The organism is Sporosarcina sp. PTS2304, from assembly GCF_003351785.1.
In the GTDB taxonomy this organism is placed as follows: domain Bacteria; phylum Bacillota; class Bacilli; order Bacillales_A; family Planococcaceae; genus Sporosarcina.
Genome location: NZ_CP031230.1, coordinates 2159926 through 2185819, shown reverse-complemented (window position 1 = coordinate 2185819; position 25894 = coordinate 2159926). Strand labels below are relative to the sequence as shown.

Here is a 25894-nt window from a genome sequence, read left to right as displayed (position 1 = left end):
ACAGTTAGGACTTCAGAATATAAGCAGAGGTGAAACGATGTATAAAACAATAGGAGTCGTTGCTCACGTAGACGCCGGGAAGACTACGTTCTCAGAACAATTACTTTATCATACGCAAAGTATTCGTCAGCGGGGGAGAGTAGATCATCAAGATGCATTTATGGACAGTCATGCTATAGAAAAGAACCGGGGTATTACAGTTTTTGCTGATCAAGCGAGTTTCACGTATAGAGACTCTCATTATACACTTATTGATACTCCAGGACATGTTGATTTTTCTTCTGAAATGGAACGATCGATTCAAGTAATGGATGCTGCCATTATTTTAATCAGTGCGGCAGACGGTGTCGAAGGACATACAGAGACGGTATGGCGGTTGCTTATGCATTATCAAGTGCCTACCTATTTCTTTATTAATAAAATGGACCGTGAAGGAGCCGTTCTAGAGGAAGTTTTGACAGAAATGCATGCCAGTTTTTCTGAAGATATGTTTGACCTTGCTTGGCTATCAGGAGATGGGTTAGACGACGAGTTAATAGAGTTCATTGCAGAGCGTGACGAAGACTTATTGGATCGTTATGTAAATGGTGAGTATGATGAATTTTTATGGATGGAATCTATGCAACGGATGATTCAAGAGCGCCAAATATTTCCTTACGCAAAGGGAGCGGCATTAAAAGATGTAGGAGTGCTTGAATTTCTTTCTGCTCTCGATGCGACAACAGTAACCCATTATGATAGCGAGAAGAAGTTCGAGGCTAAAGTATATAAAGTTTCACATGATAAAAATGGACAACGAATTACGTATATGAAAATTATGCAAGGAAGATTGAATGTACGCGATGAGGTACAAGTGGACGATTCCGTTGAAAAGATAACAGAGATTAGAAATTATTCGGGATACCGTTATAAAACGGCAGATTCTGCGGTGGCGGGTGAACTGATTGCTGTGACCGGCTTAACGCAAGTTTCAGTTGGCGTTGGAATAGGAGAAGAAACAACAGACCCAGTATTTAATTTACTACCAACATTAACATCCAAAGTGATTTTTGATCCTTCTCTATCTATTCATGAATTGCTAAAAAATTTTAACATGCTAGACGCCGAAGATCCATCCTTGCAAGTAATCTGGAACGAAGAGTTAAAGGAAATCCATATACACGTCATGGGGATCATTCAATTGGAAGTGTTACAGCAAATTGTAAAAGACCGCTTCCATATAAATATAGCGTTTGGTGATCCAAATATCGTCTATAAAGAAACCATCCGCTCTTCAGTCAGAGGCTACGGACATTTTGAGCCGTTACGGCATTATGCAGAAGTGCATCTGGAAATAGAGCCAACTGAACGTAACAGTGGCATTTCATTTGCTACTACTTGTCATGTGAATGAGCTTTCTGTTGGCAATCAAAGGGTAATAAAACATCACCTATTTGAACGTCCGCATCATGGATTGTTAACTGGCTCTGAAATAACAGACGTGAAGTTCACGTTACTTACTGGTAAAGGGCATAATGAGCACACATCAGGCGGCGATTTTAGAGAAGCGACGTTTCGGGCGATTCGGCAAGGGTTGGAGAAAGATGACAATGTGCTGTTGGAACCGATCTATCAATTTACATGTAAAGTCGATCTAGAGCATGTGGGGCGTGTTTTATCTGATATTCAACTAGCAAATGGAAGTTTTGATACTCCGGAAACAAGGGCTGATCAAACAATCATTACAGGTAGTGCGCCAGTGGCTACATTTATGAACTATTCGACAACATTTGCTTCGTTCACGAAAGGAAAAGGATCACTTAGCTTACAGTTCGGCGGATATGCTGAATGTCATAATACGCAAGAGATTATTGAAAAAATCGGCTATGATAAAGAATCAGACAGTGAATATACGTCATCCTCTATATTTTGCGCAAAAGGAAAAGGATACACTGTGCCGTGGGAAGAAGCGGAGAAAGCCATGCATATTTCATTACAATAACATTACTGAACAAAAAGCCAATCACGCGGCCCGTGATTGGCTTTCTGCGGCTTGTGCTTTAGTGAGCGCACGTTTTTCCATATGCATCACTAATCTAATACTCGCTTCATAAAGTAGCATCATAGGAATGAGTACGATTAATTGACTGAGAAAGTCCGGCGGCGTTATGAGCGCAGATAACACACCCAATGTAACATAAGACCACTTTCGAACTTTTTTCATCGTATCTCCTGTAAGTAAACCGATGGCTGCTAAAAACATAGCCACCATAGGGAGTTCGAATAATAGACCAATCGGCATAGTTGTAAGCAATAAAAATCGTGCATACTCCTGTGCAGAGATCATAATATCAAAATTTATTGTACCGAGTGAAATTAGAAAATTATAACTTAGCGGATTGACGACAAAATATCCGAATGCTAAACCTGTCGCAAATAATAAAAACATGACAGGAGAATAAAGACTTAAGAAGCGGCTTTCTTGTTCGTTCAATCCAGGTTTGACGAATTGCCATAAGAAGTTACAGACGAATGGCAATGATATACCGAAAGCTAACGCTGCTGAAACAGACGTATAGAACGATATGATTTCCAATGGGCTTAAGACGATTAAATTATGTCCTCTCGTCACATAAGGAAACCATAAATTGATCGTACTGAAAACACCGATGAAAAATAGTAGAAAAACTGCAACGCTTTTAATCAATTGTTTGCGTAAATCAGTTAAATGATCTACTAATGTAGGTTCCATTAAAGGGTCGATAGAAATAGAATCTACCGGTGCGGTAGATTCAATAGGCTCGTCCTGATGTTTATTTTCGGTAGGCGTCATTTATTTCACCTGCTCTTTTACTTCTGCTCTTTGCGCTTCTATTTTCTTTGACTCATCATCATCGTCGTCCATGATATCTTTTGCGGATTTTTTGAATTCTGCTAATGTTTTCCCTACTGCAGATCCAACTTCAGGTAATTTACGCGGTCCGAATAGAATCAAAATGATGACTAGAATGATAATTAATCCAGGAACACCGATGGCAGCTAAATTCATAGCTATTCCTCCTTTCCTCCACTTAAAAAATAGTCCTCTTTTTATAATATCCACTTTCCTTCTGTTTGAAACAATTTTCGCAAAACCTTTCATTATGAGCTGAAAGGAATTCTAAGTGGTAGCGACTAAATTTCTTAATTATGGATATGCTAAAAGGTACATAAAGACAAGTGTAGAAAGAAGTGAGGAGTTTGGATGAATTAAAAAATGAGACACCAAGCTATGTAAAACGACTCGCCAAACAATTAGCACCGACGGCAGATGTCGTGAAGAAGACGTTAAAAAGTAAAGAACGAATCGTCCATTTACTATATTTGAAAAGTGTTGTAGATATGATGCAACTTCAGGAGATTATTGTAAAACCATTTTATGAATTGTCGAAAGAACAAAACTTTGCCGAATATATTCGGTCTTTGCCTTATGAAACACCGATGCCGTCAGGAGATCAAGAAGTTCTCATTGAGATAACTAAGGGTAATGTTTTTGTTATGATCGACAAACAGATCACGTTGTTGGAGCTTAAAATGTTGTCAGCTAATGCAGTTCAAGACGCTAAAATGGAGCCGACCATTCATGGTCCTCAATTGGGGCTTAGTGAAAGTATAGAAACAAATATTAATGTAATTCGCCAGCGTTACCACCAGCCTTCACTTGTCGTTGAAACGATGCAACTAGACGAAGCTTCTAATCGAACAGTCGTATTACTTTACGACAAAGATAACGTGCGTTCAGGATTATTAGAAAATATTTATAAGCGCTTGAAGAGCATAGACGTACAGTTAATACAAGGAAGCGGGGATCTTCAATATCACTTAAACAATGCTAAGTATAGCCTATTCCCAACGAGTCTTCTTACGGAACGCCCCGATCGTATTCTGTATAGTATGACAGCTGGAAAAGTAATTATTATGGTGGATGGCAGCCCCCATGCAATTATTGCACCGACTGTCTTTTTTGACTTTATTGTTTCAATGGAAGATGAATATTATTCATTTTGGGTAGTCACTTTAATACGCATTCTTCGTTATGGAGGATTGATTACTTGTATTGTGTTGCCGGCACTCTACGTTGGCGTTACTTCATATACTCCCGATGTATTTCGGACCGAACTGGCGCTTACGGTGGCGGCTAGCAGAATTGGTGTACCTTATCCGTCTTTTATTGAAGTGTTTTTTATGCTGGTTTTTATAGAGCTATTAACAGAAGCGAGTATGAGGTTGCCGAATACGATAAGCGCGACAGCTACTACGGTAGGAGGATTAATTTTGGGAACAGCAGCGGTTGAAGCGGCGTTAACCTCAAATATACTCGTTATTGTTGTTTCATTAGTCGCTATTTCTACATTCGTTATTCCAATTAGCGAGATGAATTATGCGGTACGGGTGTGTCGTTTTTTATTGTTAGTTTATACAACAGCATTTGGTCTTGCAGGTTTAGTGCTAGGAATGTTAGGGCTACTGATTTTTTTAGTGAACAAGGATAGTTTTGGAGAACCTTATTTACGTATGTTTTGGAAGAGTAACCAAGAAGAATTAAAGGCGGATGACCGATGAGCCGCTTTTTCTATTACATTCTATTGTCTAATATGATAGCCAATGTGATCGCTACAGGACCTAGGATATTGTTTAGTAAAAGCGAAGATGGAGTCATTGTGTCGATGATTCTAGGTCTTTTTTTTGGTGTAGTAATGAATTGGTTGTTCATTCATTCATTTAAAGTATTTCCTGGCAAGAGTTTACCGCAAATTTTGAAGGAACATACAACAAAGTGGATATCCATTCCTGTACTTATTGTGCTCAGTTTATTTTGGTATGTTGCTGGGTTACAAACGTTAGTAACTTATATTGATTTATTATTACACTTTTTGACACCTGAAATGTCCGTTTACACCGTATTTTTAACATTTGTATTAATTGTTAGTTTTGGAGTTCTTATGAAAAGTCGCAACATCTTATATTCACTCGAATTAGTACTTCTCTTATTGTTCCCATTAAGTATTTACTATGTAGCAAAACTGTATTTTCTTCCTGAAATTAATTGGGATTATATCCGCATAGCGATGACTTATATCGACAATCCGCCAGACTATACGGCCTTTTCTACGACTGTCTACTTATTCATAGGATCATTTGACATTATTATTTTTAATTCCTTAATTAGGAAGAAGGTGGTATTTGGAATAAAGCAAGCACTTTTTGTCTTTGCATTAGGTGCCATTGCAATTTTCACAATGTATTTTATTCCGATAGGGATCTTAGGATTCGATCATATTTCAGATGTATTATATCCGTGGCATTTGACAAGTGACTCTATTCGAATGAAGTTCGGCGTTATCGAACGCGTCGTTTTTTTATTTTTATTTATATTTCTGGCTATCGCATTTTCCAATATTGTGATTCATTGGCATGTTTCCTTTCATCTACTTGAAAGTGTTTGCGGAGGTAAGAACGTATCTGGCAAAGCAAATCGTATACGAAAGTATATATTACTAGCGTTATTCTGGACAGTAGCAATTATTGTTACGATAAAAATAACGGAATATGACTTATTTCAGTTAAGTATTTACTATTTTAATTCCATGCTTGTTGTAATTGTCTTCTTGTTGAGTCTTCTATTTATCCTTAGTAGGAGGGCCCGCTTATGAAAAAGTCCCGGTATATTAAAATGTGTATGACCTTTTGTGTAGTAAGTAGTGTCTTATTGCAGGCTGGTTGCGGATTTAAAGACATTGATAAAAAGCTATTTATACTTGCCGTTGGAATAGATCCTTCTGAAAACATAGAGAATGGAATTAAGGTAACACTAAAAATAGCGTTACCGTTTGGCGCGATCAAAGATTCTCCTAAACCGAGTTATGCGTATATCTCGCAGGAAGGAGCATCTATAGGGGAAGCAGTGCGTATGTTAGAGACACATGTAGATAAAGTTTTGGAGTTAGGCCATTTAAAAACTATTATTATTCATGAGGATCTCTTATCAAGTCATACAAAACATTTCATGGATTTCTTTGTCAGACGTGGAGATATTCAAATGATCGCATATGTAGCAGGCGCCAGACCATCAGCAGAAAAAATTTTAAAAGTAGAACCAGCCACGGAAGCACCAGCCTCAGTCGCATTATTCAACTTTTTTGGCGATACAGCGAACGAAAGCCCATTTATAGTCACTACTTATTTATTTCAGATGCGTAGGGAACATTATTCGAAGGGCATCGATATCGTTCTACCGTTACTTGAAACTACTGAGAAAGGAGATGAGCTAGTCATCAATAATGCCGTTGTGATCAATGAAAAAAAACCACCAATTACTCTTACTATAATAGAAACTAAATATTACAATACATTATTAAAAGGAGCTACAGGTGCTATATATCATGTCCAACATGACCAACTACAGCTGTTGTTAACTATTAAAGAAAGTAAAATGAACTTTAAAATAATTGAAAATGATTATCAAGTACCTGAGGCGATTGAAGTTCATGTAAAAATGAAAGGCTCAATAGGCGAGTCGAACGAACCTCTCTCCTTATCTAAATTAAATGTATACAATGAAATTTCTTCAAAAGATGTAGAAAAGAAAGTATATAATCTCTTAGTACGCATGCAAGAAGAACATGTAGATCCTTTCGGCTTCGGCCTACGTTATCGAGCGACTCGCTTGCACCGTAGCGATATAGACGAAGTGTGGGAAAATGCATATCCTACACTGGATTTTAATGTGCGAGCTGAAGTATCACTGCAAAGCACTGGTTCCATAGAATAATAAGTATGGCGAGTATCAATACACAATACCCTATAGGATGGACACTTCGGAAAAGTCCGCCTTATAGGGTACAGTTTACTACTATTTGTTTAAATTTTTTGCTTATTTTCGGTTATTGCGACGCTCTTTATATTCCATATCATTTGGTTGTTGGCGTCTTTGGTCGAACGTGAACTCTTCACCAAACTCCATATTTTCAGGTTGTTGATTCTGCTGGCGATTGTCGTTCGGCTGTTCTTGACGCTGACGTTTTGTTTTACGTTTATTCATCATCTGCACTTCCTTTCGTATTGTTAGAGGACGAGCCATCTACACCAATAGCTTGTGCAAAAATCAATAAAGTATTCCATGAAAAAACTCTCCGTAACGATGGAGAGTTTTTTCAAAACGTCAATTCATATGAAGCGGAGGAGGGATAATCCACCCTTTTTCTTTATTGAGACTAAGTAGCTTTGCGCCAAATGCCACTTTTTCCATATGAGCTTTTGCAAACATGGCAGCCACATCTTCACGCAAACATTGTCCCATCGCCATACTGCATGACACAAGCCCTTGTCCCACATTAATAGAGACAGCAGCACTTATTTCCGGATCCATATAAAGAACACCGGCAGGAATATCTTCGCGACTACATTTTGGTCTTTCCGGTAATGCAGGCGGAGGTGTTATGCCGTTCGCTTTCAACACTTTGCCGAAAGAAGCACTCTCGGATTTCATCGTCTTAATCGCTTCTTCTAATAAACGAATAAGATCCGCATCACCTGCTTGATTGACAAACGCTTCGTAGCCGCTTACTAATCCGTTGTTTGCCCCAATGAACGACCATATAGCGGTTACTTCACCGTAGTGTAGCGGTTCATCTTTCGGATTACCATCTAAAATACCCAATAAAACCACTCCTTAGTTAATGATGAACTTCAGGAGTAGTCTGCTCTAAAATAAAGTTTTTATACAATTATTTTTTGTAGGTCGTAACGAAAGAAGGTCTTGGGAAAATATTCGGTCGTTGATCAACGCCTTCTTCTGTTCCGCGTTTAGCATGTGCTTTGCCATAAGCTTGTGAAGACTGCCAAGCTGTAAAGGATTCTTCATCTTCCCACATCGTTAAAATAACATATGTATCGGAATCTACGGGACGCAGTACGCGAATGGCTACAAAGCCTGGTTCAGCTTCAATTAGACGTGCCCGATTGTTGAAACGCTGTTCAAAAATTTCGCGTCCTTCTTCTGTGACTGGAATATTATTTAATACTGCATAACGTCCAGAAGGTAGATCGCCGCTGTGATCCATTACTTCGTATGCCACTGCATTTTCCAAATGTGTTGTCTCAGCTTCTTGCAGTACGAGAACTTCTTCATCGTTATTCAAAAGAATTGCGCGTGCCTCTTCTGGTAAATTGCCTGCTTCTTCTAACGGTCCTGTCCATTTGAATAATTTCATAGTAGACACCTCTTCATCTTCAATTTTATTGATTAGTACTAGTATACCCGAGAATTGAAAGTGCTTTCAATGAATAAGGAATATGTATTTAGTGTTTACTGGTTAATGTGATGGGGAAATAAGTAAATAGGTTACGTTAGGGAGGTAATTAAATGGAAACTAAATACGAAGAAGTACTCTATTTATTAGAGGAATGTGTAAAAGCGTGTAATCATTGCTTTGACGCATGTTTAAAGGAAAAAGATGTTCGTATGATGGCTGGATGCATTCGGCTAGACCGTGAGTGTGCAGAAAGTTGCTCATATACTATTCAAGTAATCGCGAGAAGAAGTCCTTTTACTTCACAAAATTTGCGATTAAGTGCGGAAATTTGTGAAGCGTGCGCGGAGGAATGTGGAAAACATGACCATCCTCACTGTCAAAAGTGCGCAGAAGCTTGTCGGAAATGTGCGGAAGCTTGTCGCCGTGTAGCGTAAATGAATAGGTTCACACATAAAAACACCTTCCTTTTAAAAGGGAAGGTGTTTTCTGTGTTTATAAAAGCCGTCTTTGCCGTAGTTTAGTCATAGAAAGTTTTAAACCACCACTCCTCAAAGTGGGTGTTTGCGGAAACGTTCCTGTTAGTCCGAATTGCTAAAAAGGAATTCGGCATGCCATTTCCGTTTCGTAATAAACTCCCTTTTACAGCTTAAAGGTTAAAACTTAATGTACATACGAACAATACAGCTTGTAAATTAATAGTACACCCAGCCATCTGAAATTGCAAATGGTAACTTTTGTTGTGAATTGAAACTTCCTATATGAATCAACCGTATAGTATAGAAATAGTAAAGGAGTGGTTGCTCTATGGAAATGGATAATACAACAGCAGAAAACCAAAAGATCGCCACGAAAGAATCATTTGATATTACTCAGTTAACGCATGAGGTAGAGGATTTACGTAGAGAAGTGAAACAGCTTAGAGAAGATTTAGAGTTCGTAAGCGCATTTCAGAAAAAACCGATCGTGACTGTTGATATAGTGAAAGTTGTAGGTTCATATATAATCGGTGCATTAGTAATCATCGGAATTTTTTTCTAATGAACAGTCCCCGATATGATACTATAAAAGTATCAGGTACATAGACAGGGGTGGTCTTATGAAAAAAGTAATTACCGTTCAAGCAAATACAGTAGAAGAAGCTATACAGCAAGCTTTGACGATGCTGGACTTACCAATCGAAAAAGTTACAGTGAAAGTACTGACAAATCCGGGCAGACGTCTGATGGGGTTAAGGAAAGTGCCGGCTGAAGTACAAGTAACTAGCATAGAAGAAGTGGAACATATACCAGTCGAAAAAGAACTTTCGAAAATTGAAGAACTAGCCAACTTATTGGATGAGGTAGATATATCAGTGTTACAAACAGTCAATCATCCAGTCGAAGAAAAGAAAGTAGAGACGAATCATACAAGTGATAGAAGTGTGGCATGCATTCAAGATGGAGAAGTACATTTCCGATTCAATGATGAATCATTGCCTTTGCTTATTCCAAATGAAAATGCTTTATTGACTGTCAATGGAGAACTTTGTACACAATCGACAACTATTCAACCAGAAGATCAAGTAACACTAACAATTTGTGATGAAGTAGTCGCACCGAAATTCACTATTTCATTGATTGAAAAAGATATGATTGCCTTATTATCATTTGTCCCAGGAAAGCGTATAAAGCGTTCATTGGTAAATACTTCTTGGTCTCCTCGATTAGCGATACGTGTAGAAGAAAAGGTTGAAATTACGAATGATCTGAAACCACAACAAATTGTCGATGAATTAAAGCAAATGGGTATACAGCAAGGACTTCTATTTCCGGCGATTAAAAAAGTGACTGAAGTAATTAAACCATATGAACTAATCGTAGCGAAAGGAATACTTCCTGTAGAAGGAACAGACGGCGATTTGGAAGTTCATATTCGATATGAAGAATTTGACCCGAACAGCGAAGAAAAAGTGGATTTTCGAGAAATGAATGCGATAACAAATGTTAGAGAAGGTCAAGTAATTGCGACGCATGTATTGCCTGTGGCAGGGACGCCTGGCCAAAGTTTGCTCGGACGGAAGATTCCAGTAAAACCGGTGCGTGATATTATGTTACGTTTAGGAAAAAACGTCCAACAAGTAGAACAAAATATAGTGACGCTTATTTCAGGAAAGCCTGTTCTGGACTGGCGGGATCGATTAGTAAAGATTGATGTGAATAATGAATTTAACCATCCGGGGGAAGTTAGTTTGGAAAGTGGTAATATTCGTTTTGAAGGGGATGTAAGAATTGGCGGTAATGTCCTGCCTTCTATGTTTGTAGGAGCGACTGGCAGTATTTTTGTCGGCGGTTCTGTGACGAAAGCTACGATACACGCAATGAAAACTGTCATGGTGCGCGGCAATGTTTTATCGTCTACGATTAGTGTAGGGAAACAAGAAGCGGCTATTAGTGAACTAGCTAAGCTGCTCACAGATGTAACACACTTACTCGTACAAATTAAAGAAGCGGTTGATCAAATATTTATTATTCGGGGGCAAGGCGAAGCTGACTTGAACCCTTCTGAGCTAAAACGTCTTATACATTTATTAATGGAGAAGCGTTATGCGCAGTTTGAAGATTTAAATAAACAGTTTATCCAAAAAGTGCGGTCACAAAAAGAGTCTCTTGATGTCGAGTGGGTCAACGTTGCGGACTCACTCTATGACATTTTTATTAACCCGCTTAATGAAGATATGCAAAACATGGAAGGATTTGCCCGAGTAGTGGAAGAAGCACAAATTCTAGTGCAGTTATATAACGCAGATAGCTCGCCTCAGACAAAATTGTCTGTTCCCTATGCGATTAATAGTACGCTTTATAGTAATGGACATATTGAGGTGTTTTCAAAAGGTGTGTACCATAGCGACTTGACAGCAGAGCAAACGATTAAGATTAAAGGAGTTTGTAGAGGCGGAGAGATTACAGCGCCACTTGCGATTACACTGCAAGAAGCTGGTTCGGAAAGTCCAGTGAAGACAGTAATCCGTACAAGTGCGGAAGGTTGTATTACTATCGGCATGGCCTATGTGGGAACTGAAATTTATATAGGCACGCGAAAGCATGTGTTTACAAAAGATGCTACTAATATCACCGCCCGATTAACTACTGAGGGAGAGATTGATCTTGGTTGATGTATGTTTGAAAACATTCTCATGGTGGAATAGTAATTGTAGTACATCAACTAAGGAGTGGTAAGCAGTATGGCTAAAATTGCAACTGTATTAGGAGATATGTTCGAAGACTCAGAGTATATGAAACCGGCAACTGCGTATAAAGAGGCGGGTCATGAAGTGGAAGTCATCGGGACGGAAGCTGGAGCGGAAGTTACAGGTATGAAAGAAAACACAAAAGTGAAACTAGATAAATCGATCGATCAGGCGAATTCAGCTGATTATGATGCATTGTTCATTCCGGGTGGATTTTCACCGGACATTTTGCGCGCAGATGATCGTTTTGTAAAGTTTGTTAAAGAATTTATGGATGCAGACAAACCGGTATTCGCTATTTGTCATGGTCCTCAGCTGTTGATTACGGCGAAAACGTTAGAAGGCCGACACGCAACAGGTTATAAATCTATTCGGGTAGATATGGAAAATGCAGGAGCCGAGTTTATGGATAAAGAAGTAGTTGTTTGTGAGAACCAGCTAGTTACAAGTCGTCAACCGGATGATATCCCGGCATTTACCCGTGAATCATTAAAAATACTAGAAAAATAATCTTTAAATAAAATGAGGCCATTGTAGAATGTCAGGTATATCTGATTTTCTATGGTGGTCTTTTTATTCCGACATTTTTTAAAGTATGCAGTATGTCAATCGCTAGACTGACACTTTCTTAAGTCAGTTGGTGCTCGTCCAAAAGTTGGAGTAAGGTAAGTGACTCTTCTTTTGTGGTGTAGCACAGTAGTGTATGTGTTAGGATTCTCCCGAGAGAAAACGTATCGTCTGGAAGCGCAAGCCGTAAGACTCTTCAAGTTAGCTTCACTCCATCCAATCACCTACCTCACTTTTTAGTGAATATATCGAAAGGATTTTACATAATGTAGGTAATCAACTGGCATTATTTTCAGTACAAGTATAAAATGATTGAAAAAGATTCTCATTTATACTTGAAAAACGTTCTCAATGGGAGTATGCTTAAAGCAACGAAATATTCGGGCAGTAGTGACATTATTTGAAGGGTCGGGGTGGATATGTACAAAGTAGTTGTGGCGGCACTTTTAGTAGGAATGGTCTTCGGTGTGGCGGCAGGATTTTCTATTGGAACTAAAGAGATGACAGGTATGTTGGCGGGTATTGCAGCCTTGGCATTCATTGTAGCTCCGGCTGCAGTAGTCTATGCCAATGAAAAGAAAAAGATACAACAAATTCATTAATATATGCAGAGGCTGTCCACAAAGTCCTTAAAATAAACCAGGCAGAGAAAAACTACTAGCTTTTCTCTGCCTGGTTTTATTAATAAGCTGACCAACCATTATCAGCTTGTATGACCGCTCCATTGACATAAGAAGATTCGTCAGATGCTAGGAATAAGGCAATATTTGCGATTTCTTTCGTCGTACCTGGACGACTCATCATATCGACACCTCTAAGTGCTTGTTTCATGCCAAACTCGTCTGGTTGTACTAAATTATTTGTAATATTCGTAGGTACTGCAGCTGGTGCAATTGCATTACAGCGAATGTTCAATGGACCGTAGTGAGATGCGACGTTCTTTGTCATCCCTGCGACTGCATGTTTGGAAGCTGTGTAAGCGAGCCCCCCTCTGCCGCCGGTCACTGCAGAAATGGAAGCCATATTCACAATGACTCCTGCCTGTTTCTCTTCGAAAATAGACAACGCTTTCCGTGTCGCACGCATAACACCTGTTGTATTGATAGCCAACACTTTATCCCATACGTCATCTGTAATCGTTGTTGCGGAATACATATTATCCATAATGCCTGCGTTATTCACAAGGATATCAAGTGTGCCAAACTGTTCAACCGCTGTATCGATCATTAATTGAACATCTTCTTCCACAGTAACATTTGTCTGAATTGCGAGTGCTTCTCCACCGGCTGTTTTAATAGTCTGAACGGTTTCTTCGGCACCTTGTATATTCATATCTGCAATAACTACTTTGGCACCTTCAAGAGCGTATAATTCTGCAATTTCTCTTCCAAGTCCCGATCCTGCACCTGTAATAATAGCTACTTTACTTTCCAAACGTTTCAAAAAATCGCCTCCAATTATGGTAAAAGTTCTATTTTGCTATACATTTTAATATTAAACTATTAGTGCGAAAATAACCAGTCTTTCTCAATTATAACTGAGAGGACTGGTCTTTTTTACTTATTGAACCTTTACGCCTTCTACGATTTCTTTGGCAGCATAAAGAGCTTGTTTAACATCTGCTATTAAATCTTCAATTTCTTCAACGCCTACCGAGAAACGTAATAGACGGTCATCAACGCCTCGGCGATTGCGTTCTTCGATTGGGATATCCATATGTGTTTGCGTTGTTGGATAGGTGATGAAACTTTCTACTCCACCGAGACTTTCTGCAAACGAGATCAATTGCATATTTTCAAGGAAGGGGCCAACCCATTCACTGTTTTGCACGCGGAAGGAGACCATACCGCCAATTCCCGCATAGAGCACGTCTACGACTAAAGGTTCCGATTCTAAATAAGAAACCATTTCTTTCGCATTGGCATCATGTTGCTTCATACGTAAATGCAATGTTTTTAAACCACGCACTACGAGCCATGAATCAAGAGGGGCGAGTGTAGCGCCAATGGCATTGTGGTTCGTGAACAAACGCTCACAAAGTTTTTCCCCTTTTGCGACTACTAGACCTGCAAGAACATCATTATGTCCGCCAATGTATTTCGTGGCACTGTGAATGACAATATCTGCTCCTTGTTCGATTGGTCTTTGGAAGTACGGCGTCAAAAATGTGTTATCTACAATGAGTAATAAATTATGTTTCTTTGCTAGTTCAGCATACATAGAGATATTGATATTGATCATAAGTGGATTGGTAGGTGTTTCTAAAAATATAGCTTTTGTGCGATCTGTAATAGCCTGCTCGACTTCAGCTACATTCTCAAATGATAAGTAGCGAGTCGTTACTTGATAGGTTTGTTCATACTGATTAAACAAACGATAAGTTCCACCATATAGGTCTTCAGGTGCTAGTAATTCATCGCCGGTTTTAAATAGAGAAAGAATAAGTTGTATAGCTGCCATACCGGAACTACAGGCAAACCCTTGATCCCCAGATTCCAAGTTGGCAATTCCATCTTCTAATACGGAGCGCGTTGGATTTTTAGTACGCGTATAGTCATAGCCAGTAGATTGTCCAAGCCCCTCGTGATGATAAGCAGTCGATAAGTAAATTGGGGTATTGACCGCCCCGGTTCTCTTGTCTGTATTATTCCCTAATTGCACTAATCTCGTTTCTAATCCGTTGTTTGTCATCAACTTCCATCCCCCTTAGAAAAATAAAAAAAGACCTCTTCTTTTCGAATAGGCCCTCGAACATACAAGTAAGTTTTTCCTATTCTCATCTTCAAAGTGAATGTTCACCCTTGGAATTAGCACCATGCCGACTTGGCTGGTTGCTGAGACATCTCTGGGCCTATCCCTCCGTCTCTCTCGATAAGAATATTCATAATATAAGCAAAACTATTGACAAATTTATTCTATCATGCAGACATAAGAGATGCAAGGCTTTCCCTACAGCGTTAGTTTTTTGTTCTATAAAAGGTTTGCTATACTTATAACTAGAGAGACAGTGAAGGAGGACGAGCATTTTGGCTTGGGGCTATGTCGCTTTGGCAGCCTTTGTAGAAATATTTTGGGTAGTGGGATTGCGTTACTCAGAGACCTTTTTGCAATGGGCTGGCACGAGCGTAGCAATTGTTTTTAGTTTTTATTTTATTATTAAAGCGTGCGAAAAACTTCCTTCAGGTACTGTGTATGCGGTATTTACTGGATCGGGAGCCGCGGCTATCTTACTAGTGGATTTATTCGTTTTTCAAGCGGACTTTACGTGGATTACTTTATCATTTATTGCGTTAATCGTAATTGGAGTCGTAGGGATTAAGATCACTACAGACGAAGGCAATCCGCAGGGAGGCGATTGATCATGGCATGGGTCTATTTGGCAATCGCTAGTTTAGGGGAGATTTTCGGTGTGATGAGCATCAATTATTACTTGCAGAAACGTTCGTATAAACGTTTGTTGCTGATTGTCGTCATTTTCAGCTTTGGATTTGTGTTTCTATCGCTAGCTATGCGAGAGATTCAGATGAGTACAGCGTATGCGGTATGGACAGGATTTGGAGCAGTAGGCGCAGTTCTCATGGGAATTATTATATTTAAAGAATCCGCAAGTGTTAAACGACTGTTCTTTTTATCATTAATAATTATTGGGGCTGTCGGATTAAAATTATTTGGGTAAATAAAGGAGGACGGGATTATGGTATATTGGACGACATTTCAATTTAGAGAATGGCAAGTAACATTAGCAGCTACTGAAGGAGGGCTTTGCTACGTAGGACTGGCAGAAGACAGTGAACAACGATTGAACGAATGGTGCAACAAACAATTGGGTGAAATACCTAGAGAGAAAAATGCTAGTAAATTAGCTGTCTATGCAAATGAAGTCGCTAAATACTTAGCAGGTGTTCAGACGGATTTTTCTAACTTATCAATTGTCGAACAGGGAACACCATTTCAGACGGAAGTGTGGCGAGCACTTTCAGAAATTCCTTACGGTGAAACTGTCAGTTATTCAGTGATAGCCAACCGTCTGGGCAAACCGTCAGCTGTCCGTGCGGTTGCTTCCGCAATTGGCAAAAATCCTTTACTATTAGTCGTTCCGTGCCATAGAGTAGTAGGGAAAGATGGTAGTGTATCTGGATACCGTGATGGAGTAGACAGAAAAGCTCGTTTGCTTCGGTTGGAAAACAGTTCCATAGTAGTTGGTTGACAATGAAAAACTCTATGCTAAAATAAAAATGTTCGATAATTCAATAATCATAACTAGGGGTGTCCAGCTACACTGGACTGAGATGGAGTGAATCAAATGCATTCCGAACTCTTTGGACCTGATCTGGCTCGTACCAGCGTGGGGAAGTTTTTATCTATCAATCGACGTACTTTTTTGTGCGTTTTTGTAGACCAGGTCCATTACTACAGGCCTGGTCTTTTTTTCGTCGATTTCCTCTACTTGTATGCAGTCATGGTCTACCCTCAAAAAGGAGACGATGACAAAGTGAAAAATGCAACAGAAAAAATTCAGATTCATTCGTGTTTTCCCGCAAGCCAGAAAGTTTATGTACGAGGAAGTCGCCCGGATATCCTTGTCCCCATGCGTGAGATTACATTGTCGCCCACTGTGACAGAGCAAGGAGAATTCCAAAATGAACCGCTTCGTATTTATGATACTAGTGGGAAATATACGGAAGCAAACTATGAAGTAGATATTCAAAAAGGTCTGCCGCCGATTAGAAAAAAATGGATTTTGGAGCGGGATGATGTAGAAGAATACGAAGGTCGAGAAGTAAAACCTCAGGATAACGGCTTTCGTACAGCTGAACAAATGAATACTAGCCAACAATTTCCACTGTTAAAGCGCCGACCGTTACGCGCCAAAAAAGGACACAATGTAACACAAATGCATTACGCAAGGCAAGGGATCGTTACACCTGAAATGGAGTTCATCGCAATTCGAGAAGGAGTAGATGCAAATTTCGTACGGGATGAAGTGGCAAGAGGACGCGCAATTATACCTTGCAATATTAATCATCCTGAAGCAGAGCCGATGATTATCGGCAGTAAGTTCCATGTGAAGATTAATGCCAATATCGGTAATTCGGCAGTCACTTCTTCTATTACAGAAGAAGTAGAGAAGATGACATGGGCTACTCGTTGGGGTGCGGATAATATTATGGATTTATCTACAGGGAAAAATATTCATACGACGCGCGAGTGGATTATTCGTAACTCTCCTGTACCTGTTGGAACCGTACCGTTATACCAGGCACTTGAGAAAGTGAACGGACGTGTGGAAGACCTTTCTTGGGAAGTATTCCGTGACACATTGATCGAGCAGGCTGAACAAGGAGTGAGTTATTTTACTATTCATGCAGGAGTATTATTGCGATATATACCGATGACAGTTCGTCGCATGACGGGAATCGTTTCACGTGGTGGCTCTATTATGGCGCAATGGTGTATGTTACATCACCAAGAAAGTTTTCTCTATACACACTTTGAAGAGATTTGTGAAATTATGAAACAATATGATATTGCATTTTCTTTAGGTGATGGTCTACGTCCAGGTTCTATTGCAGATGCTAATGACGAGGCGCAATTTGCTGAACTCGAAACACTTGGAGAGCTGACAAAAGTCGCCTGGAAACATGATGTGCAAGTGATGGTTGAGGGTCCCGGTCACGTTCCTATGCATTTGATTAAAGAAAATATGGATAAGCAAATCGAGATATGTCAAGAAGCGCCATTTTATACATTGGGTCCGTTAACGACAGATATCGCTCCGGCTTATGATCATATTACATCAGCTATCGGTGCGGCGATGATCGGTTGGTTTGGTACTGCAATGCTTTGCTATGTGACGCCAAAAGAGCATCTTGGATTGCCAAATAAAGACGATGTGCGTGAAGGTGTGATTACGTATAAAATAGCAGCCCATGCAGCGGATTTAGCGAAAGGCCACCCGAATGCGCAAAAACGTGATGACGCCCTATCTAAAGCGCGCTTTGAATTCCGTTGGCAAGATCAATTCAACTTAAGTTTAGATCCTGAGCGGGCGATGGAATACCACGATGAGACATTACCGGCGGAAGGTGCCAAAGTCGCTCATTTCTGCTCGATGTGCGGACCTAAGTTTTGCAGTATGCGAATTTCTCATGACATACGAAAATTTGCGGACGAAAATAGTCTGGAAGAGAAGTTGGCTATTGAGCAAGGGTTACAAAGTAAAGCGGAAGAGTTTAAGAAATCCGGTGCTGAAATCTATCTTTGAACGAGGAGTGAGTGTTATGATGGCAGCGAATACATTAATCCGTCATATAACGATACAACGCCAAAGCTTGCGTCAATTGGAAACACAATTAAACGAACTTCAGGCGAACTGTACACATCAATTTACAGAAACGACTACACATCGAGAGTGTGAAAAATGCAGACTGCTGGAAAGTTTGCATTACTAACTGCCCTCACGTCTGTACGAAATTAGAATAGGTAAATATACAATCATAGTCGTGCATGCTACACATGATGGACTATTACAGCCCCCTGTAACTCTGCGGATATTGAGATGAATTTAGTTATCGGTGTACACGGCCTTGTGAAAGCAACCTATATTATAGTAGCAGATTGTTAAAAACGTAACTATTATAAAAACAGCGCGAAACTAGAGTACTTGTAGTTTCGCGCTGTTTTTTTGATAAGTCGCTCAAGAGTTCCGTTCATTTAATCGATCCACATATTGCTTTGCTTCTATTAATGAAAAACCATATACTTCTCTCGCTAATTTAATCGCTTGAACATTTTCGCCAGCTGTCAGTAAAGTCCGTATTTCTTCATTTTCCGCAGGCTCTGGGAGATCCTCTGTTAGTTGGTTTAGTATGGACTGTTGCCGTGCCAAACGCCTTTCAATCGTCTCTAATTTACTCAGAATTAAGTACCCGAAAACTACAATTAACGCACTTGGTAAAATATAACTCATTGTAATCACTCCTTTCTTTATATACGAAGAGCCGATAAAAAAGTTTCACATCTAAAAAAGATAACAGGAATGGTTACTTTACGGTGAAAAAGGGGAAATAGTGTATAATGGTAACATTATCGCAGCGGAAGAAGGAGACGACTATGACTTCATCATATCAAGACGACAGTTTAGCGTTACACACAGATCTATATCAAATTAACATGGCGGAATCTTACTGGGCAGACGGGATACACGAGAGGAAAGCTGTATTTGAAGTGTATTTCAGAAAAATCCCATTTGGTAATGGTTATGCAGTTTTTGCTGGACTAGAGCACGTTTTAAAGTATTTACAAGAATTTTCATTTACTGCAAGCGACTTAGCGTATTTACGTGAAGAATTAGGATTTGCTGATGATTTTCTAGATTACTTGAAAGATGTGCGCTTTACAGGAGATGTCTTTTCAATGAAGGAAGGGGAATTAGTATTTGCTAATGAACCGATCATTCGGATTGAATCGAATCTAATTGAAGCACAATTGATTGAAACAGCTTTACTTAATATCGTCAATTACCAGACATTGATCAGCACGAAAGCAAGCCGCATTAAGCAAGTAGTTAAAGACGATGTGGTCATGGAGTTCGGTAGTCGCCGCGCGCATGAAATGGATGCAGCGATATGGGGGGCACGCGCAGCAGTAATCGGTGGAGTAGAATCGACGAGTAATGTGCGCGCCGGAAAGAGATTTGGGATACATGTTTCCGGAACTCATGCTCATTCGTTTGTACAAGCGTATAAAGATGAATATACAGCGTTTAAAGTGTATGCGCAGCGCCATAAAGATTGTGTGTTTTTAGTGGATACATATAATACGTTGAAAATCGGCGTACCGACAGCGATTAAAGTTGCAAAAGAACTCGGTGACAGCATTAACTTTATCGGTGTTCGATTAGACAGCGGAGATATTGCGTTTTTATCAAAAGAAACGCGTCGTATGCTTGATGAAGCTGGATTCCCAGATGCCAAAATCGTAGTTTCAAATGATCTAGATGAGTACACGATTCTAAACCTTAAAGCTCAAGGGGCACAAGTCGATATTTGGGGAATTGGAACAAAACTCATAACTGCATACGATCAACCGGCATTAGGAGCAGTTTATAAAATTGTATCCATTGAAAATAGTGATGGTGAAATGGAAGATACGATTAAAATTTCGGCGAACGTAGAGAAAGTGACAACGCCTGGACGTAAAAAATTGTATCGCATTATTGATCTGGAAAATGGGAAAGCAGAAGGGGACTATATTACAATGCATGATGAAGATCCTTCATCAGAAGAACGCATTAAAATGTTCCATCCTGTCCACACGTTCATCTCGAAATTTGTAACGAATTTTAAAGCGATTAATTTACATGAGCATGTTATTCGCAAGGGGGAAGTGATATATGAAAATCCTCCTGTTTATAAGATTCGCGAATATGCACATAGCAATTTAGATTTGTTATGGGAAGAGTACAAGCGTTCATTAAATCCAGAAGAATATCCAGTCGATTTAAGTCAGAAATGCTGGGACAATAAGAGACGCAATATAGAAGAAGTACATGAAATGGTACAAAACTACACAAACAGATAAGGAAGTGGGAACGTTGACATTGCAGCAAGAAATTATCCAAGCGTTACGTGTAAAGCCGGAAATCGATCCGCAGCAAGAGATTCGGACTTCCATTGATTTTTTAAAAGCCTATATGAAGAAGAATACATTTTTACAAGGTATGACACTAGGGATTTCAGGCGGACAAGATTCTACATTAGTCGGCAAGTTAGCTCAGATGGCCGTTAATGAGTTAAATGAAGAAGAAGGTACAGAAGTTTATCGTTTCTATGCTGTCCGGTTACCATATGGCGTTCAATTTGATGAAGAAGATTGTCAAGATGCACTACGTTTTATACGTCCTTCAGTCGTATATACAGTTGACATTAAAGATGCAGTCGATGCGAGTGAACGCACGTTAAAATTGGCGGGCGTGCAAATATCAGATTTCGATAAAGGTAATGAAAAAGCAAGAGAGCGTATGAAAGCTCAGTATTCGATCGCGGCAGTTCATCACGCAGTCGTTTTAGGATCAGATCATGCGGCAGAAGCTATCACTGGCTTCTATACGAAATTCGGTGACGGTGCAGCTGACTTGATGCCGATCTATCGACTGAATAAGCGCCAAGGAAAACAATTGCTTCATGCACTTAACTGTCCACCGCATTTGTACGAAAAAATTCCTACGGCAGATTTAGAAGGCAATAAGCCGGCGATAGCCGACGAAATTGCACTCGGTGTGACGTATGATGAGATTGACGATTACCTAGAGGGTAAGGAAGTCTCTGAAGAAGCTCAAAAGCAAATAGAAGGACATTATTTACGGTCAGCACATAAACGCCACTTACCGATCACAATATTCGATGACTTTTGGAAATAATCGCTGCCGGTCTTTGTTATAAAAGGCCGGCAGTTTTTCTGTTTGTGAGACGAATTGGTTTCGGGTATGATAATCACATATAGATGATCGTAGCTAGAAAACTGAAGGAGGTAGCTCTATGCATTCACGGTGGATTGAAGAAGTATTGATGAATATAGAGAAAGTAATTGTCGGAAAGCGTGAAATTGCCGAGCTGAGTATAACTGCATTGCTTGCTGGCGGTCACGTATTGCTAGAAGACGTGCCAGGCGTTGGTAAAACGATGTTAGTCAGAGCGCTTGCCACGACGATTGGGGCTCAATTTAAAAGAATCCAATTTACACCGGACTTATTGCCATCTGATGTATCAGGGGTTTCCGTATATAATCCACAAACGATGCAATTTGAATTCCGGCCAGGTCCATTGATCGGGAATATTATTTTAGCAGATGAAATAAACCGTACGTCACCTAAGACACAATCTGCATTATTGGAAGGAATGGAAGAATCGTCAATTACGGTAGATGGTACAACGATTCAGTTACCAAAGCCGTTTTTTGTGATGGCGACGCAAAATCCCATCGAATATGAAGGAACTTATCCATTACCGGAAGCGCAACTAGATCGCTTTATATTCAAATTAAAAATGGGGTATCCAACGAAGTTGCAAGAAATGGATATTTTAAAACGAGCTGAACGCCAATTACCAATTGAACAAATTCAGTCTGTCTTGACAATAAGTGAATTAGTAGAGTTGCAACGACAAGTACAGGAAGTAATTGTAGATGATACGATTGTTTCTTACATCGTTGATTGTGCGGAAGCGACACGTCAACATGAATCGATCTCGTTAGGTGTCAGCCCACGGGGTTCATTATCTTTGATGAAGGCATGCCAAGCCTACGCATTCATCAGAGGACGTTCCTATGTTTTACCGGATGACGTACAATATTTGGCGCCATTCGCTTTTTCCCATAGATTAATTTTGCATCCGCAAGCAAAATATGAAGGGATCGATCCTATAGAAATCATACAGCAAGTATTACAGCAGATTGAAGTGCCGGTGCATAGGTCCACTATATGAAACGAATAGAATCAGTTGGACGAATTGTGGGAGTCTTATGCATTGGCGGTATAGCTTTTGCCTTTGCAAAGTTCCAAGGCGGGTTTGTTAGTTGGTTTATTTTCTACATGATTTTACCTTTTATTACATATTCAATTGCACTTTACTTGTATCCGTTACGAGATTTTACTGTCGATAGACAAGTCAATTCAAATCAAGTGATGAATAATGGAAAAGTATTGGTGCAACTAACTGTAAAAAGAAAATGGCCGTTTCCGTTATTGTATACAATGATTACTGATTACAGGCAATTCTCCATAAAACAACGCACGAGTCAGCGGATGGTGTTAGTAGGTTTTCGGAGAGAATATTCATTTGCCTATACATTGACAAATATACCGCGCGGTGAACATATATTATCGCATGCTGAAATTGAAGTTGTAGATTTTTTCAACTGGATTCGAAAAAGCCGAAGTTTTCCCGTGAGAGATGTATTTCTAGTCTATCCCAAACTGACGGAGCTAGTTTACGAATCATCTGCTTCAGGAATGAGCGAAGGTCGAAAGTTATCTTCCTACATACAGGCGAAAGATGCAACGATGCCTTCTAGCGTCAGGGAGTATACGACGGGTGATCGTTTGTCTTGGATTCATTGGAAATCTTTTGCACGGACGAATAAATTGATGACAAAAGAATTTGATGATCAGCAGTCTCAGCAATATATGTTGCTACTGGACTGTGAACCTTCTAATACGTTCGAAGTTGTCGTAGAATTCGCAGCGTCTTTCCTCGTAACGGCTAGACAACATCAAGCAGGTCTTACGCTATTGCTTGCTGACCAACAATCTTTCGCGATACGTTCAGCCGATCAAATGGAGCAAGCGCTAGTTCACTTGGCGAAAATTCAACCGCATCAAACGATTAACTTATCTTTGCCTGAAGGATCGATCGACAAAGAAGATTCATTGTTCGTCATCACAGGATATCTTCGAATGGAGTTTATCAAACGTGTGCTAGAAGAGTATCGAAGACCTTCTGCGATTACTTGTTTCGTGGCAGTTGACGAGCGGTCGTTAACAGAAGATTTCAATCAGAAAGTTAAACAAGCGAGAGAAATGGGTATTAACATTCGGCTGATCAGTCGTAACGATTTATCTGCGGCGCTGAAAAAGGCGGTGACATGATGAAGAAAAGTCGTTTGAATAGGAAAGCTCTTATGTTTTTGTTTGGTTTAAGCATCGTCCTTTTATGGGAGTGGTTTATTCCTATCATGCACTTAACGGATTTCGGACATGCTTCGCTGTTCTTTATTTACTTATTGTTATTTTTTATTCTTGCATTAGTAAATGTTGCGTGGTGGATTAGTGCATCAGTACAAGTGTTGTACATTTTATGGGCTATTCACTACATCTATTTCGGTCAACTGCCGTTTTCTTTCGATACGTTTTCGATGTTTGTCGTAGAAATGAAACAAAATATACTGCTAGTAGTTCAAGGTGAAGTAAGCGAATTATCCAATATGTTCCGTACGTTTCTTCTATTCGTTTTACTATGGATGATAGCATACTTAATTCGTTATTGGATCGAAGTACGTCATAGTATGATGATGTTTTTTGTGTTAACCGTATTGTTTGTTGCTTTACTCGATACGTTTAGTCCGTATGATGGGTCTGCCTCTATTATACGAATTATGATTATTGGTTTACTTCTCGTAGGGTTTGTTACACTGCTTCGTTTAATGAGTGAAGCAGGGGTATCTATTCGTTCAAAGCGGTTACTGCGTTTATCGTTGCCTTTACTGCTTTTAGTATTACTTGTTGGGTTATTCGCCAAAAGTGCACCCGTTCATCCACCAGCTTGGCCGGATCCTGTACCTTATTTATTGTCATTAGCGGGTGTGGGTAAAGATGAACAGGGGAAGGGAGTTTCAAAAGCGGGTTATGATCCAGACGACTCTCAACTTGGTGGAGCTTTCGTTCAGGATCATCAACTAGTATTTGAAGCTGCTGTAGAGAAACGTCAATATTGGCGAATTGAAACGAAGGATACATACACTTCAAAAGGTTGGATTCAGAACGAAGAAGAAGAAACAGAAATTTTACGTACCAATGAAAATTTGTGGGGTTCGGAGACTGTCAAGCCGTCATACGCAAGACTGCAGTTTAGCGAAAAATTACCGTTTCTTGTGATGCCATATGGCACGAAGAAACTGCTTTATCCTGAACCATTGTCTATTATGCATGAAATAGCGGCCAATCGTTTATATTTACTGATGGGTGTTCAAGAAGAATTATTACAATACGAAGTGGAATATGTCACACCTGTCTATACACTTTCTGAGTTACGTAGACCTGAAATGTTGGCATTTGAGACTGTTCCTGAAAATCTGAATAGTTACATGCAATTACCCGAAAACTTACCGCAACGTGTCAAAGATTTGGCGCAATCAATTACAGAAAATGAAATCAGTGTATACGATAAAGTGAAAGCGGTAGAACAATATTTTAAAAGAAATGGATTCACTTATGAAACACAGAACGTTGCTGTACCAGATGATACACAAGACTATGTAGATCAGTTTTTATTCGATACGAAAAAAGGATATTGTGATAACTTTTCAACTTCCATGGCGGTCATGCTTCGTTCGGCAGGTATTCCTACTCGTTGGGTAAAAGGGTTTGCTCCGGGAGAATTGTCTTATAAAGCTTCCGGGAAAAGTGTGTATCGAGTAACGAATGATGAAGCGCATTCATGGGTTGAAGCCTATATACCTGAGTTTGGCTGGATACCCTTCGAACCGACAATTGGTTTTACGCATCCAACCGATATTAGGATGGATGTTAAAGAGCCTGCTGAACAAGAACAAATAGTTAAACAACCAGAAAAACCAAAAGCGGACAAAGACCAGTCAGTGCAAAAGAGCAGTTCATCACTCCAACTAGTTCAAAAAATAAAGGAAAGCGTGATATGGTTCTTTACTCAATGGTGGGTGTATGGTGCATTCATGTTAGTACTTGCAGTGGGTATGATTCTGATATATCGCCGCCGAAAGTATTGGCTTCCTAAATGGGCTGTGCGCAAACTACGTAAACAAGCGGATGGCTGGCAAAAGTTTGAACAGCAGTACAATCAACTGTTACGACAACTTCATCGTGCAGGTATACCGAAAGAAGCTGGCATGACACTCTCACACTATGCGAAGATCGTAGACGAAAAATATGGAAGCGATCGTATGCGTTTGTTGACGCGATCTTATGAGGAAGGAATCTACGGCAACGATCGACACTCACATGAATGGCACAAGTTGAATAAAGTGTGGGAAGATTTAATTATTAATACTATTTGTTGATTTTTTTATGAAATAT

27 protein-coding genes, 1 other RNA gene, 1 pseudogene and 2 riboswitches are annotated in these 25894 nt (G+C 39.7%); of the genes and pseudogenes, 20 read left to right on the top strand and 9 right to left on the bottom strand.

Annotated features, from left to right (window positions below):
• Positions 1 to 37 precede the first annotated feature (37 nt).
• On the top strand, positions 38 to 1981 hold the full coding sequence (locus tag DV702_RS10460) for an elongation factor G (RefSeq protein WP_114924699.1): 1944 nt from the start codon (positions 38 to 40) through the stop codon (positions 1979 to 1981).
• A 21-nt stretch (positions 1982 to 2002) separates the two neighbouring features.
• Here the strand turns inward: DV702_RS10460 and tatC are convergent, their stop codons facing one another.
• Both tatC and tatA read right to left on the bottom strand, forming a co-directional pair.
• A complete protein-coding gene (gene tatC / locus DV702_RS10455) occupies positions 2003 to 2812 on the bottom strand; it encodes a twin-arginine translocase subunit TatC (protein ID WP_114924698.1) in 810 nt (269 codons plus the stop codon).
• Positions 2813 to 3028, bottom strand: coding sequence for a twin-arginine translocase TatA/TatE family subunit (gene tatA / locus DV702_RS10450; protein ID WP_114924697.1), 216 nt, complete (start codon positions 3026 to 3028; stop codon positions 2813 to 2815).
• A 191-nt stretch (positions 3029 to 3219) separates the two neighbouring features.
• On the opposite strand from tatA, the gene DV702_RS10445 reads away from it, so the two are divergent.
• From DV702_RS10445 to DV702_RS10435, 3 genes are read left to right on the top strand one after another with little or no spacing between them, the layout of a single operon-like run.
• Positions 3220 to 4581 (top strand): spore germination protein, encoded by a 1362-nt coding sequence (locus DV702_RS10445; RefSeq protein WP_114924696.1) that lies wholly within the window; start codon positions 3220 to 3222, stop codon positions 4579 to 4581.
• Positions 4578 to 5672: a GerAB/ArcD/ProY family transporter gene (locus tag DV702_RS10440; RefSeq protein WP_114924695.1), complete on the top strand. Its 1095-nt coding sequence runs from the start codon at positions 4578 to 4580 to the stop codon at positions 5670 to 5672. Before DV702_RS10445 ends, DV702_RS10440 begins: the two co-directional genes overlap by 4 nt.
• Positions 5669 to 6790 carry a Ger(x)C family spore germination protein gene (locus DV702_RS10435; protein ID WP_114924694.1) on the top strand — a complete coding sequence of 374 codons (1122 nt, stop codon included), beginning with the start codon at positions 5669 to 5671 and terminating at the stop codon, positions 6788 to 6790. The genes DV702_RS10440 and DV702_RS10435 overlap by 4 nt, the downstream gene beginning before the upstream one ends.
• Positions 6791 to 6892: 102 nt before the next feature.
• On the opposite strand, the gene DV702_RS16850 is transcribed toward DV702_RS10435, so the two are convergent.
• The 3 genes from DV702_RS16850 to DV702_RS10425 form a co-directional block, all read right to left on the bottom strand.
• Positions 6893 to 7063, bottom strand: a complete 171-nt coding sequence (locus DV702_RS16850; RefSeq protein WP_162805779.1) for a hypothetical protein — start codon at positions 7061 to 7063, stop codon at positions 6893 to 6895.
• Between the two features lie 117 nt (positions 7064 to 7180).
• A complete protein-coding gene (locus DV702_RS10430; RefSeq protein WP_114924693.1) occupies positions 7181 to 7678 on the bottom strand; it encodes a DUF3231 family protein in 498 nt (165 codons plus the stop codon).
• Between the two features lie 67 nt (positions 7679 to 7745).
• Positions 7746 to 8231 (bottom strand): antibiotic biosynthesis monooxygenase family protein, encoded by a 486-nt coding sequence (locus tag DV702_RS10425; protein ID WP_114924692.1) that lies wholly within the window; start codon positions 8229 to 8231, stop codon positions 7746 to 7748.
• Positions 8232 to 8383: 152 nt separating this feature from the next.
• Between DV702_RS10425 and DV702_RS10420 the strand changes: the two genes are divergently transcribed.
• Complete coding sequence (locus DV702_RS10420; RefSeq protein ID WP_114924691.1) at positions 8384 to 8707, top strand: four-helix bundle copper-binding protein; 324 nt, start codon at positions 8384 to 8386, stop codon at positions 8705 to 8707.
• A gap of 60 nt (positions 8708 to 8767) precedes the next feature.
• On the opposite strand, the gene ssrS is transcribed toward DV702_RS10420, so the two are convergent.
• A non-coding RNA gene (gene ssrS / locus DV702_RS10415) (6S RNA) lies at positions 8768 to 8963 on the bottom strand.
• Positions 8964 to 9077: 114 nt separating this feature from the next.
• On the opposite strand from ssrS, the gene DV702_RS10410 reads away from it, so the two are divergent.
• The 4 genes from DV702_RS10410 to DV702_RS10395 all read left to right on the top strand — a co-directional run bounded on the left by DV702_RS10410 (position 9078) and on the right by DV702_RS10395 (position 12668).
• Positions 9078 to 9311 carry a hypothetical protein gene (locus DV702_RS10410; RefSeq protein WP_114924690.1) on the top strand — a complete coding sequence of 78 codons (234 nt, stop codon included), beginning with the start codon at positions 9078 to 9080 and terminating at the stop codon, positions 9309 to 9311.
• 58 nt (positions 9312 to 9369) lie between these two features.
• Positions 9370 to 11424 carry a flagellar assembly protein A gene (locus tag DV702_RS10405; protein ID WP_114924689.1) on the top strand — a complete coding sequence of 685 codons (2055 nt, stop codon included), beginning with the start codon at positions 9370 to 9372 and terminating at the stop codon, positions 11422 to 11424.
• 69 nt (positions 11425 to 11493) lie between these two features.
• Positions 11494 to 12009: a type 1 glutamine amidotransferase domain-containing protein gene (locus DV702_RS10400; protein ID WP_114924688.1), complete on the top strand. Its 516-nt coding sequence runs from the start codon at positions 11494 to 11496 to the stop codon at positions 12007 to 12009.
• Positions 12010 to 12485: 476 nt separating this feature from the next.
• On the top strand, positions 12486 to 12668 hold the full coding sequence (locus tag DV702_RS10395; RefSeq protein WP_162805778.1) for a hypothetical protein: 183 nt from the start codon (positions 12486 to 12488) through the stop codon (positions 12666 to 12668).
• Positions 12669 to 12747: 79 nt separating this feature from the next.
• On the opposite strand, the gene DV702_RS10390 is transcribed toward DV702_RS10395, so the two are convergent.
• Positions 12748 to 13509, bottom strand: a complete 762-nt coding sequence (locus DV702_RS10390) for a glucose 1-dehydrogenase (protein ID WP_114924686.1) — start codon at positions 13507 to 13509, stop codon at positions 12748 to 12750.
• 117 nt (positions 13510 to 13626) lie between these two features.
• On the bottom strand, positions 13627 to 14757 hold the full coding sequence (locus tag DV702_RS10385; RefSeq protein WP_114924685.1) for a methionine biosynthesis PLP-dependent protein: 1131 nt from the start codon (positions 14755 to 14757) through the stop codon (positions 13627 to 13629).
• 82 nt (positions 14758 to 14839) lie between these two features.
• A riboswitch (SAM riboswitch) is annotated at positions 14840 to 14944 on the bottom strand.
• A 148-nt stretch (positions 14945 to 15092) separates the two neighbouring features.
• Between DV702_RS10385 and DV702_RS10380 the strand changes: the two genes are divergently transcribed.
• From DV702_RS10380 to DV702_RS10360, 6 genes and pseudogenes are all read left to right on the top strand, one after another.
• Complete coding sequence (locus DV702_RS10380; RefSeq protein WP_114924684.1) at positions 15093 to 15425, top strand: DMT family transporter; 333 nt, start codon at positions 15093 to 15095, stop codon at positions 15423 to 15425.
• 2 nt (positions 15426 to 15427) lie between these two features.
• Positions 15428 to 15742 carry a DMT family transporter gene (locus DV702_RS10375; RefSeq protein WP_114924683.1) on the top strand — a complete coding sequence of 105 codons (315 nt, stop codon included), beginning with the start codon at positions 15428 to 15430 and terminating at the stop codon, positions 15740 to 15742.
• Between the two features lie 18 nt (positions 15743 to 15760).
• Positions 15761 to 16273, top strand: a complete 513-nt coding sequence (locus DV702_RS10370) for a methylated-DNA--[protein]-cysteine S-methyltransferase (RefSeq protein ID WP_114924682.1) — start codon at positions 15761 to 15763, stop codon at positions 16271 to 16273.
• Between the two features lie 45 nt (positions 16274 to 16318).
• A riboswitch (TPP riboswitch) is annotated at positions 16319 to 16435 on the top strand.
• Positions 16436 to 16525: 90 nt separating this feature from the next.
• The gene (gene thiC, locus DV702_RS10365; RefSeq protein WP_114925909.1) at positions 16526 to 18331 is read left to right on the top strand and encodes a phosphomethylpyrimidine synthase ThiC; all 1806 of its coding nucleotides are present in this window, start codon (positions 16526 to 16528) and stop codon (positions 18329 to 18331) included.
• Positions 18332 to 18347: 16 nt separating this feature from the next.
• On the top strand, positions 18348 to 18518 hold the full coding sequence (locus DV702_RS16845; RefSeq protein ID WP_162805777.1) for a hypothetical protein: 171 nt from the start codon (positions 18348 to 18350) through the stop codon (positions 18516 to 18518).
• 74 nt (positions 18519 to 18592) lie between these two features.
• Positions 18593 to 18691, top strand: a pseudogene (locus DV702_RS10360) (lactate utilization protein C); the annotation flags it as partial.
• A 72-nt stretch (positions 18692 to 18763) separates the two neighbouring features.
• On the opposite strand, the gene DV702_RS10355 reads toward DV702_RS10360, so the two are convergent.
• Positions 18764 to 19036 (bottom strand): hypothetical protein, encoded by a 273-nt coding sequence (locus DV702_RS10355; protein ID WP_114924681.1) that lies wholly within the window; start codon positions 19034 to 19036, stop codon positions 18764 to 18766.
• A 143-nt stretch (positions 19037 to 19179) separates the two neighbouring features.
• On the opposite strand from DV702_RS10355, the gene DV702_RS10350 reads away from it, so the two are divergent.
• The 5 genes from DV702_RS10350 (at position 19180) to DV702_RS10330 (ending at position 25878) form a co-directional block, all read left to right on the top strand.
• The gene (locus tag DV702_RS10350; protein WP_114924680.1) at positions 19180 to 20649 is read left to right on the top strand and encodes a nicotinate phosphoribosyltransferase; all 1470 of its coding nucleotides are present in this window, start codon (positions 19180 to 19182) and stop codon (positions 20647 to 20649) included.
• Complete coding sequence (gene nadE, locus DV702_RS10345) at positions 20618 to 21487, top strand: ammonia-dependent NAD(+) synthetase (RefSeq protein WP_114924679.1); 870 nt, start codon at positions 20618 to 20620, stop codon at positions 21485 to 21487. Before DV702_RS10350 ends, nadE begins: the two co-directional genes overlap by 32 nt.
• Before the next feature lie 118 nt (positions 21488 to 21605).
• On the top strand, positions 21606 to 22550 hold the full coding sequence (locus DV702_RS10340) for an AAA family ATPase (protein ID WP_114924678.1): 945 nt from the start codon (positions 21606 to 21608) through the stop codon (positions 22548 to 22550).
• Positions 22547 to 23713: a DUF58 domain-containing protein gene (locus tag DV702_RS10335; protein ID WP_114924677.1), complete on the top strand. Its 1167-nt coding sequence runs from the start codon at positions 22547 to 22549 to the stop codon at positions 23711 to 23713. The genes DV702_RS10340 and DV702_RS10335 overlap by 4 nt, the downstream gene beginning before the upstream one ends.
• Positions 23710 to 25878 (top strand): transglutaminase domain-containing protein, encoded by a 2169-nt coding sequence (locus tag DV702_RS10330; protein ID WP_114924676.1) that lies wholly within the window; start codon positions 23710 to 23712, stop codon positions 25876 to 25878. Before DV702_RS10335 ends, DV702_RS10330 begins: the two co-directional genes overlap by 4 nt.
• Positions 25879 to 25894 lie beyond the last annotated feature (16 nt).

Bases quoted from the DNA above. Each gene is read 5' to 3' on its own strand.
- DV702_RS10460 (WP_114924699.1), top strand. From the start codon at position 38: ATGTATAAAACAATAGGAGTCGTTGCTCACGTAGACGCCGGGAAGACT.
- tatC (WP_114924698.1), bottom strand. From the start codon at position 2,812: ATGACGCCTACCGAAAATAAACATCAGGACGAGCCTATTGAATCTACC.
- tatA (WP_114924697.1), bottom strand. From the start codon at position 3,028: ATGAATTTAGCTGCCATCGGTGTTCCTGGATTAATTATCATTCTAGTC.
- DV702_RS10440 (WP_114924695.1), top strand. From the start codon at position 4,578: ATGAGCCGCTTTTTCTATTACATTCTATTGTCTAATATGATAGCCAAT.
- DV702_RS10435 (WP_114924694.1), top strand. From the start codon at position 5,669: ATGAAAAAGTCCCGGTATATTAAAATGTGTATGACCTTTTGTGTAGTA.
- DV702_RS16850 (WP_162805779.1), bottom strand. From the start codon at position 7,063: ATGATGAATAAACGTAAAACAAAACGTCAGCGTCAAGAACAGCCGAAC.
- DV702_RS10425 (WP_114924692.1), bottom strand. From the start codon at position 8,231: ATGAAATTATTCAAATGGACAGGACCGTTAGAAGAAGCAGGCAATTTA.
- DV702_RS10420 (WP_114924691.1), top strand. From the start codon at position 8,384: ATGGAAACTAAATACGAAGAAGTACTCTATTTATTAGAGGAATGTGTA.
- DV702_RS10410 (WP_114924690.1), top strand. From the start codon at position 9,078: ATGGAAATGGATAATACAACAGCAGAAAACCAAAAGATCGCCACGAAA.
- DV702_RS10405 (WP_114924689.1), top strand. From the start codon at position 9,370: ATGAAAAAAGTAATTACCGTTCAAGCAAATACAGTAGAAGAAGCTATA.
- DV702_RS10400 (WP_114924688.1), top strand. From the start codon at position 11,494: ATGGCTAAAATTGCAACTGTATTAGGAGATATGTTCGAAGACTCAGAG.
- DV702_RS10395 (WP_162805778.1), top strand. From the start codon at position 12,486: ATGTACAAAGTAGTTGTGGCGGCACTTTTAGTAGGAATGGTCTTCGGT.
- DV702_RS10385 (WP_114924685.1), bottom strand. From the start codon at position 14,757: ATGACAAACAACGGATTAGAAACGAGATTAGTGCAATTAGGGAATAAT.
- DV702_RS10375 (WP_114924683.1), top strand. From the start codon at position 15,428: ATGGCATGGGTCTATTTGGCAATCGCTAGTTTAGGGGAGATTTTCGGT.
- DV702_RS10370 (WP_114924682.1), top strand. From the start codon at position 15,761: ATGGTATATTGGACGACATTTCAATTTAGAGAATGGCAAGTAACATTA.
- thiC (WP_114925909.1), top strand. From the start codon at position 16,526: ATGGTCTACCCTCAAAAAGGAGACGATGACAAAGTGAAAAATGCAACA.
- DV702_RS16845 (WP_162805777.1), top strand. From the start codon at position 18,348: ATGATGGCAGCGAATACATTAATCCGTCATATAACGATACAACGCCAA.
- DV702_RS10355 (WP_114924681.1), bottom strand. From the start codon at position 19,036: ATGAGTTATATTTTACCAAGTGCGTTAATTGTAGTTTTCGGGTACTTA.
- DV702_RS10350 (WP_114924680.1), top strand. From the start codon at position 19,180: ATGACTTCATCATATCAAGACGACAGTTTAGCGTTACACACAGATCTA.
- nadE (WP_114924679.1), top strand. From the start codon at position 20,618: ATGAAATGGTACAAAACTACACAAACAGATAAGGAAGTGGGAACGTTG.
- DV702_RS10340 (WP_114924678.1), top strand. From the start codon at position 21,606: ATGCATTCACGGTGGATTGAAGAAGTATTGATGAATATAGAGAAAGTA.
- DV702_RS10335 (WP_114924677.1), top strand. From the start codon at position 22,547: ATGAAACGAATAGAATCAGTTGGACGAATTGTGGGAGTCTTATGCATT.
- DV702_RS10330 (WP_114924676.1), top strand. From the start codon at position 23,710: ATGATGAAGAAAAGTCGTTTGAATAGGAAAGCTCTTATGTTTTTGTTT.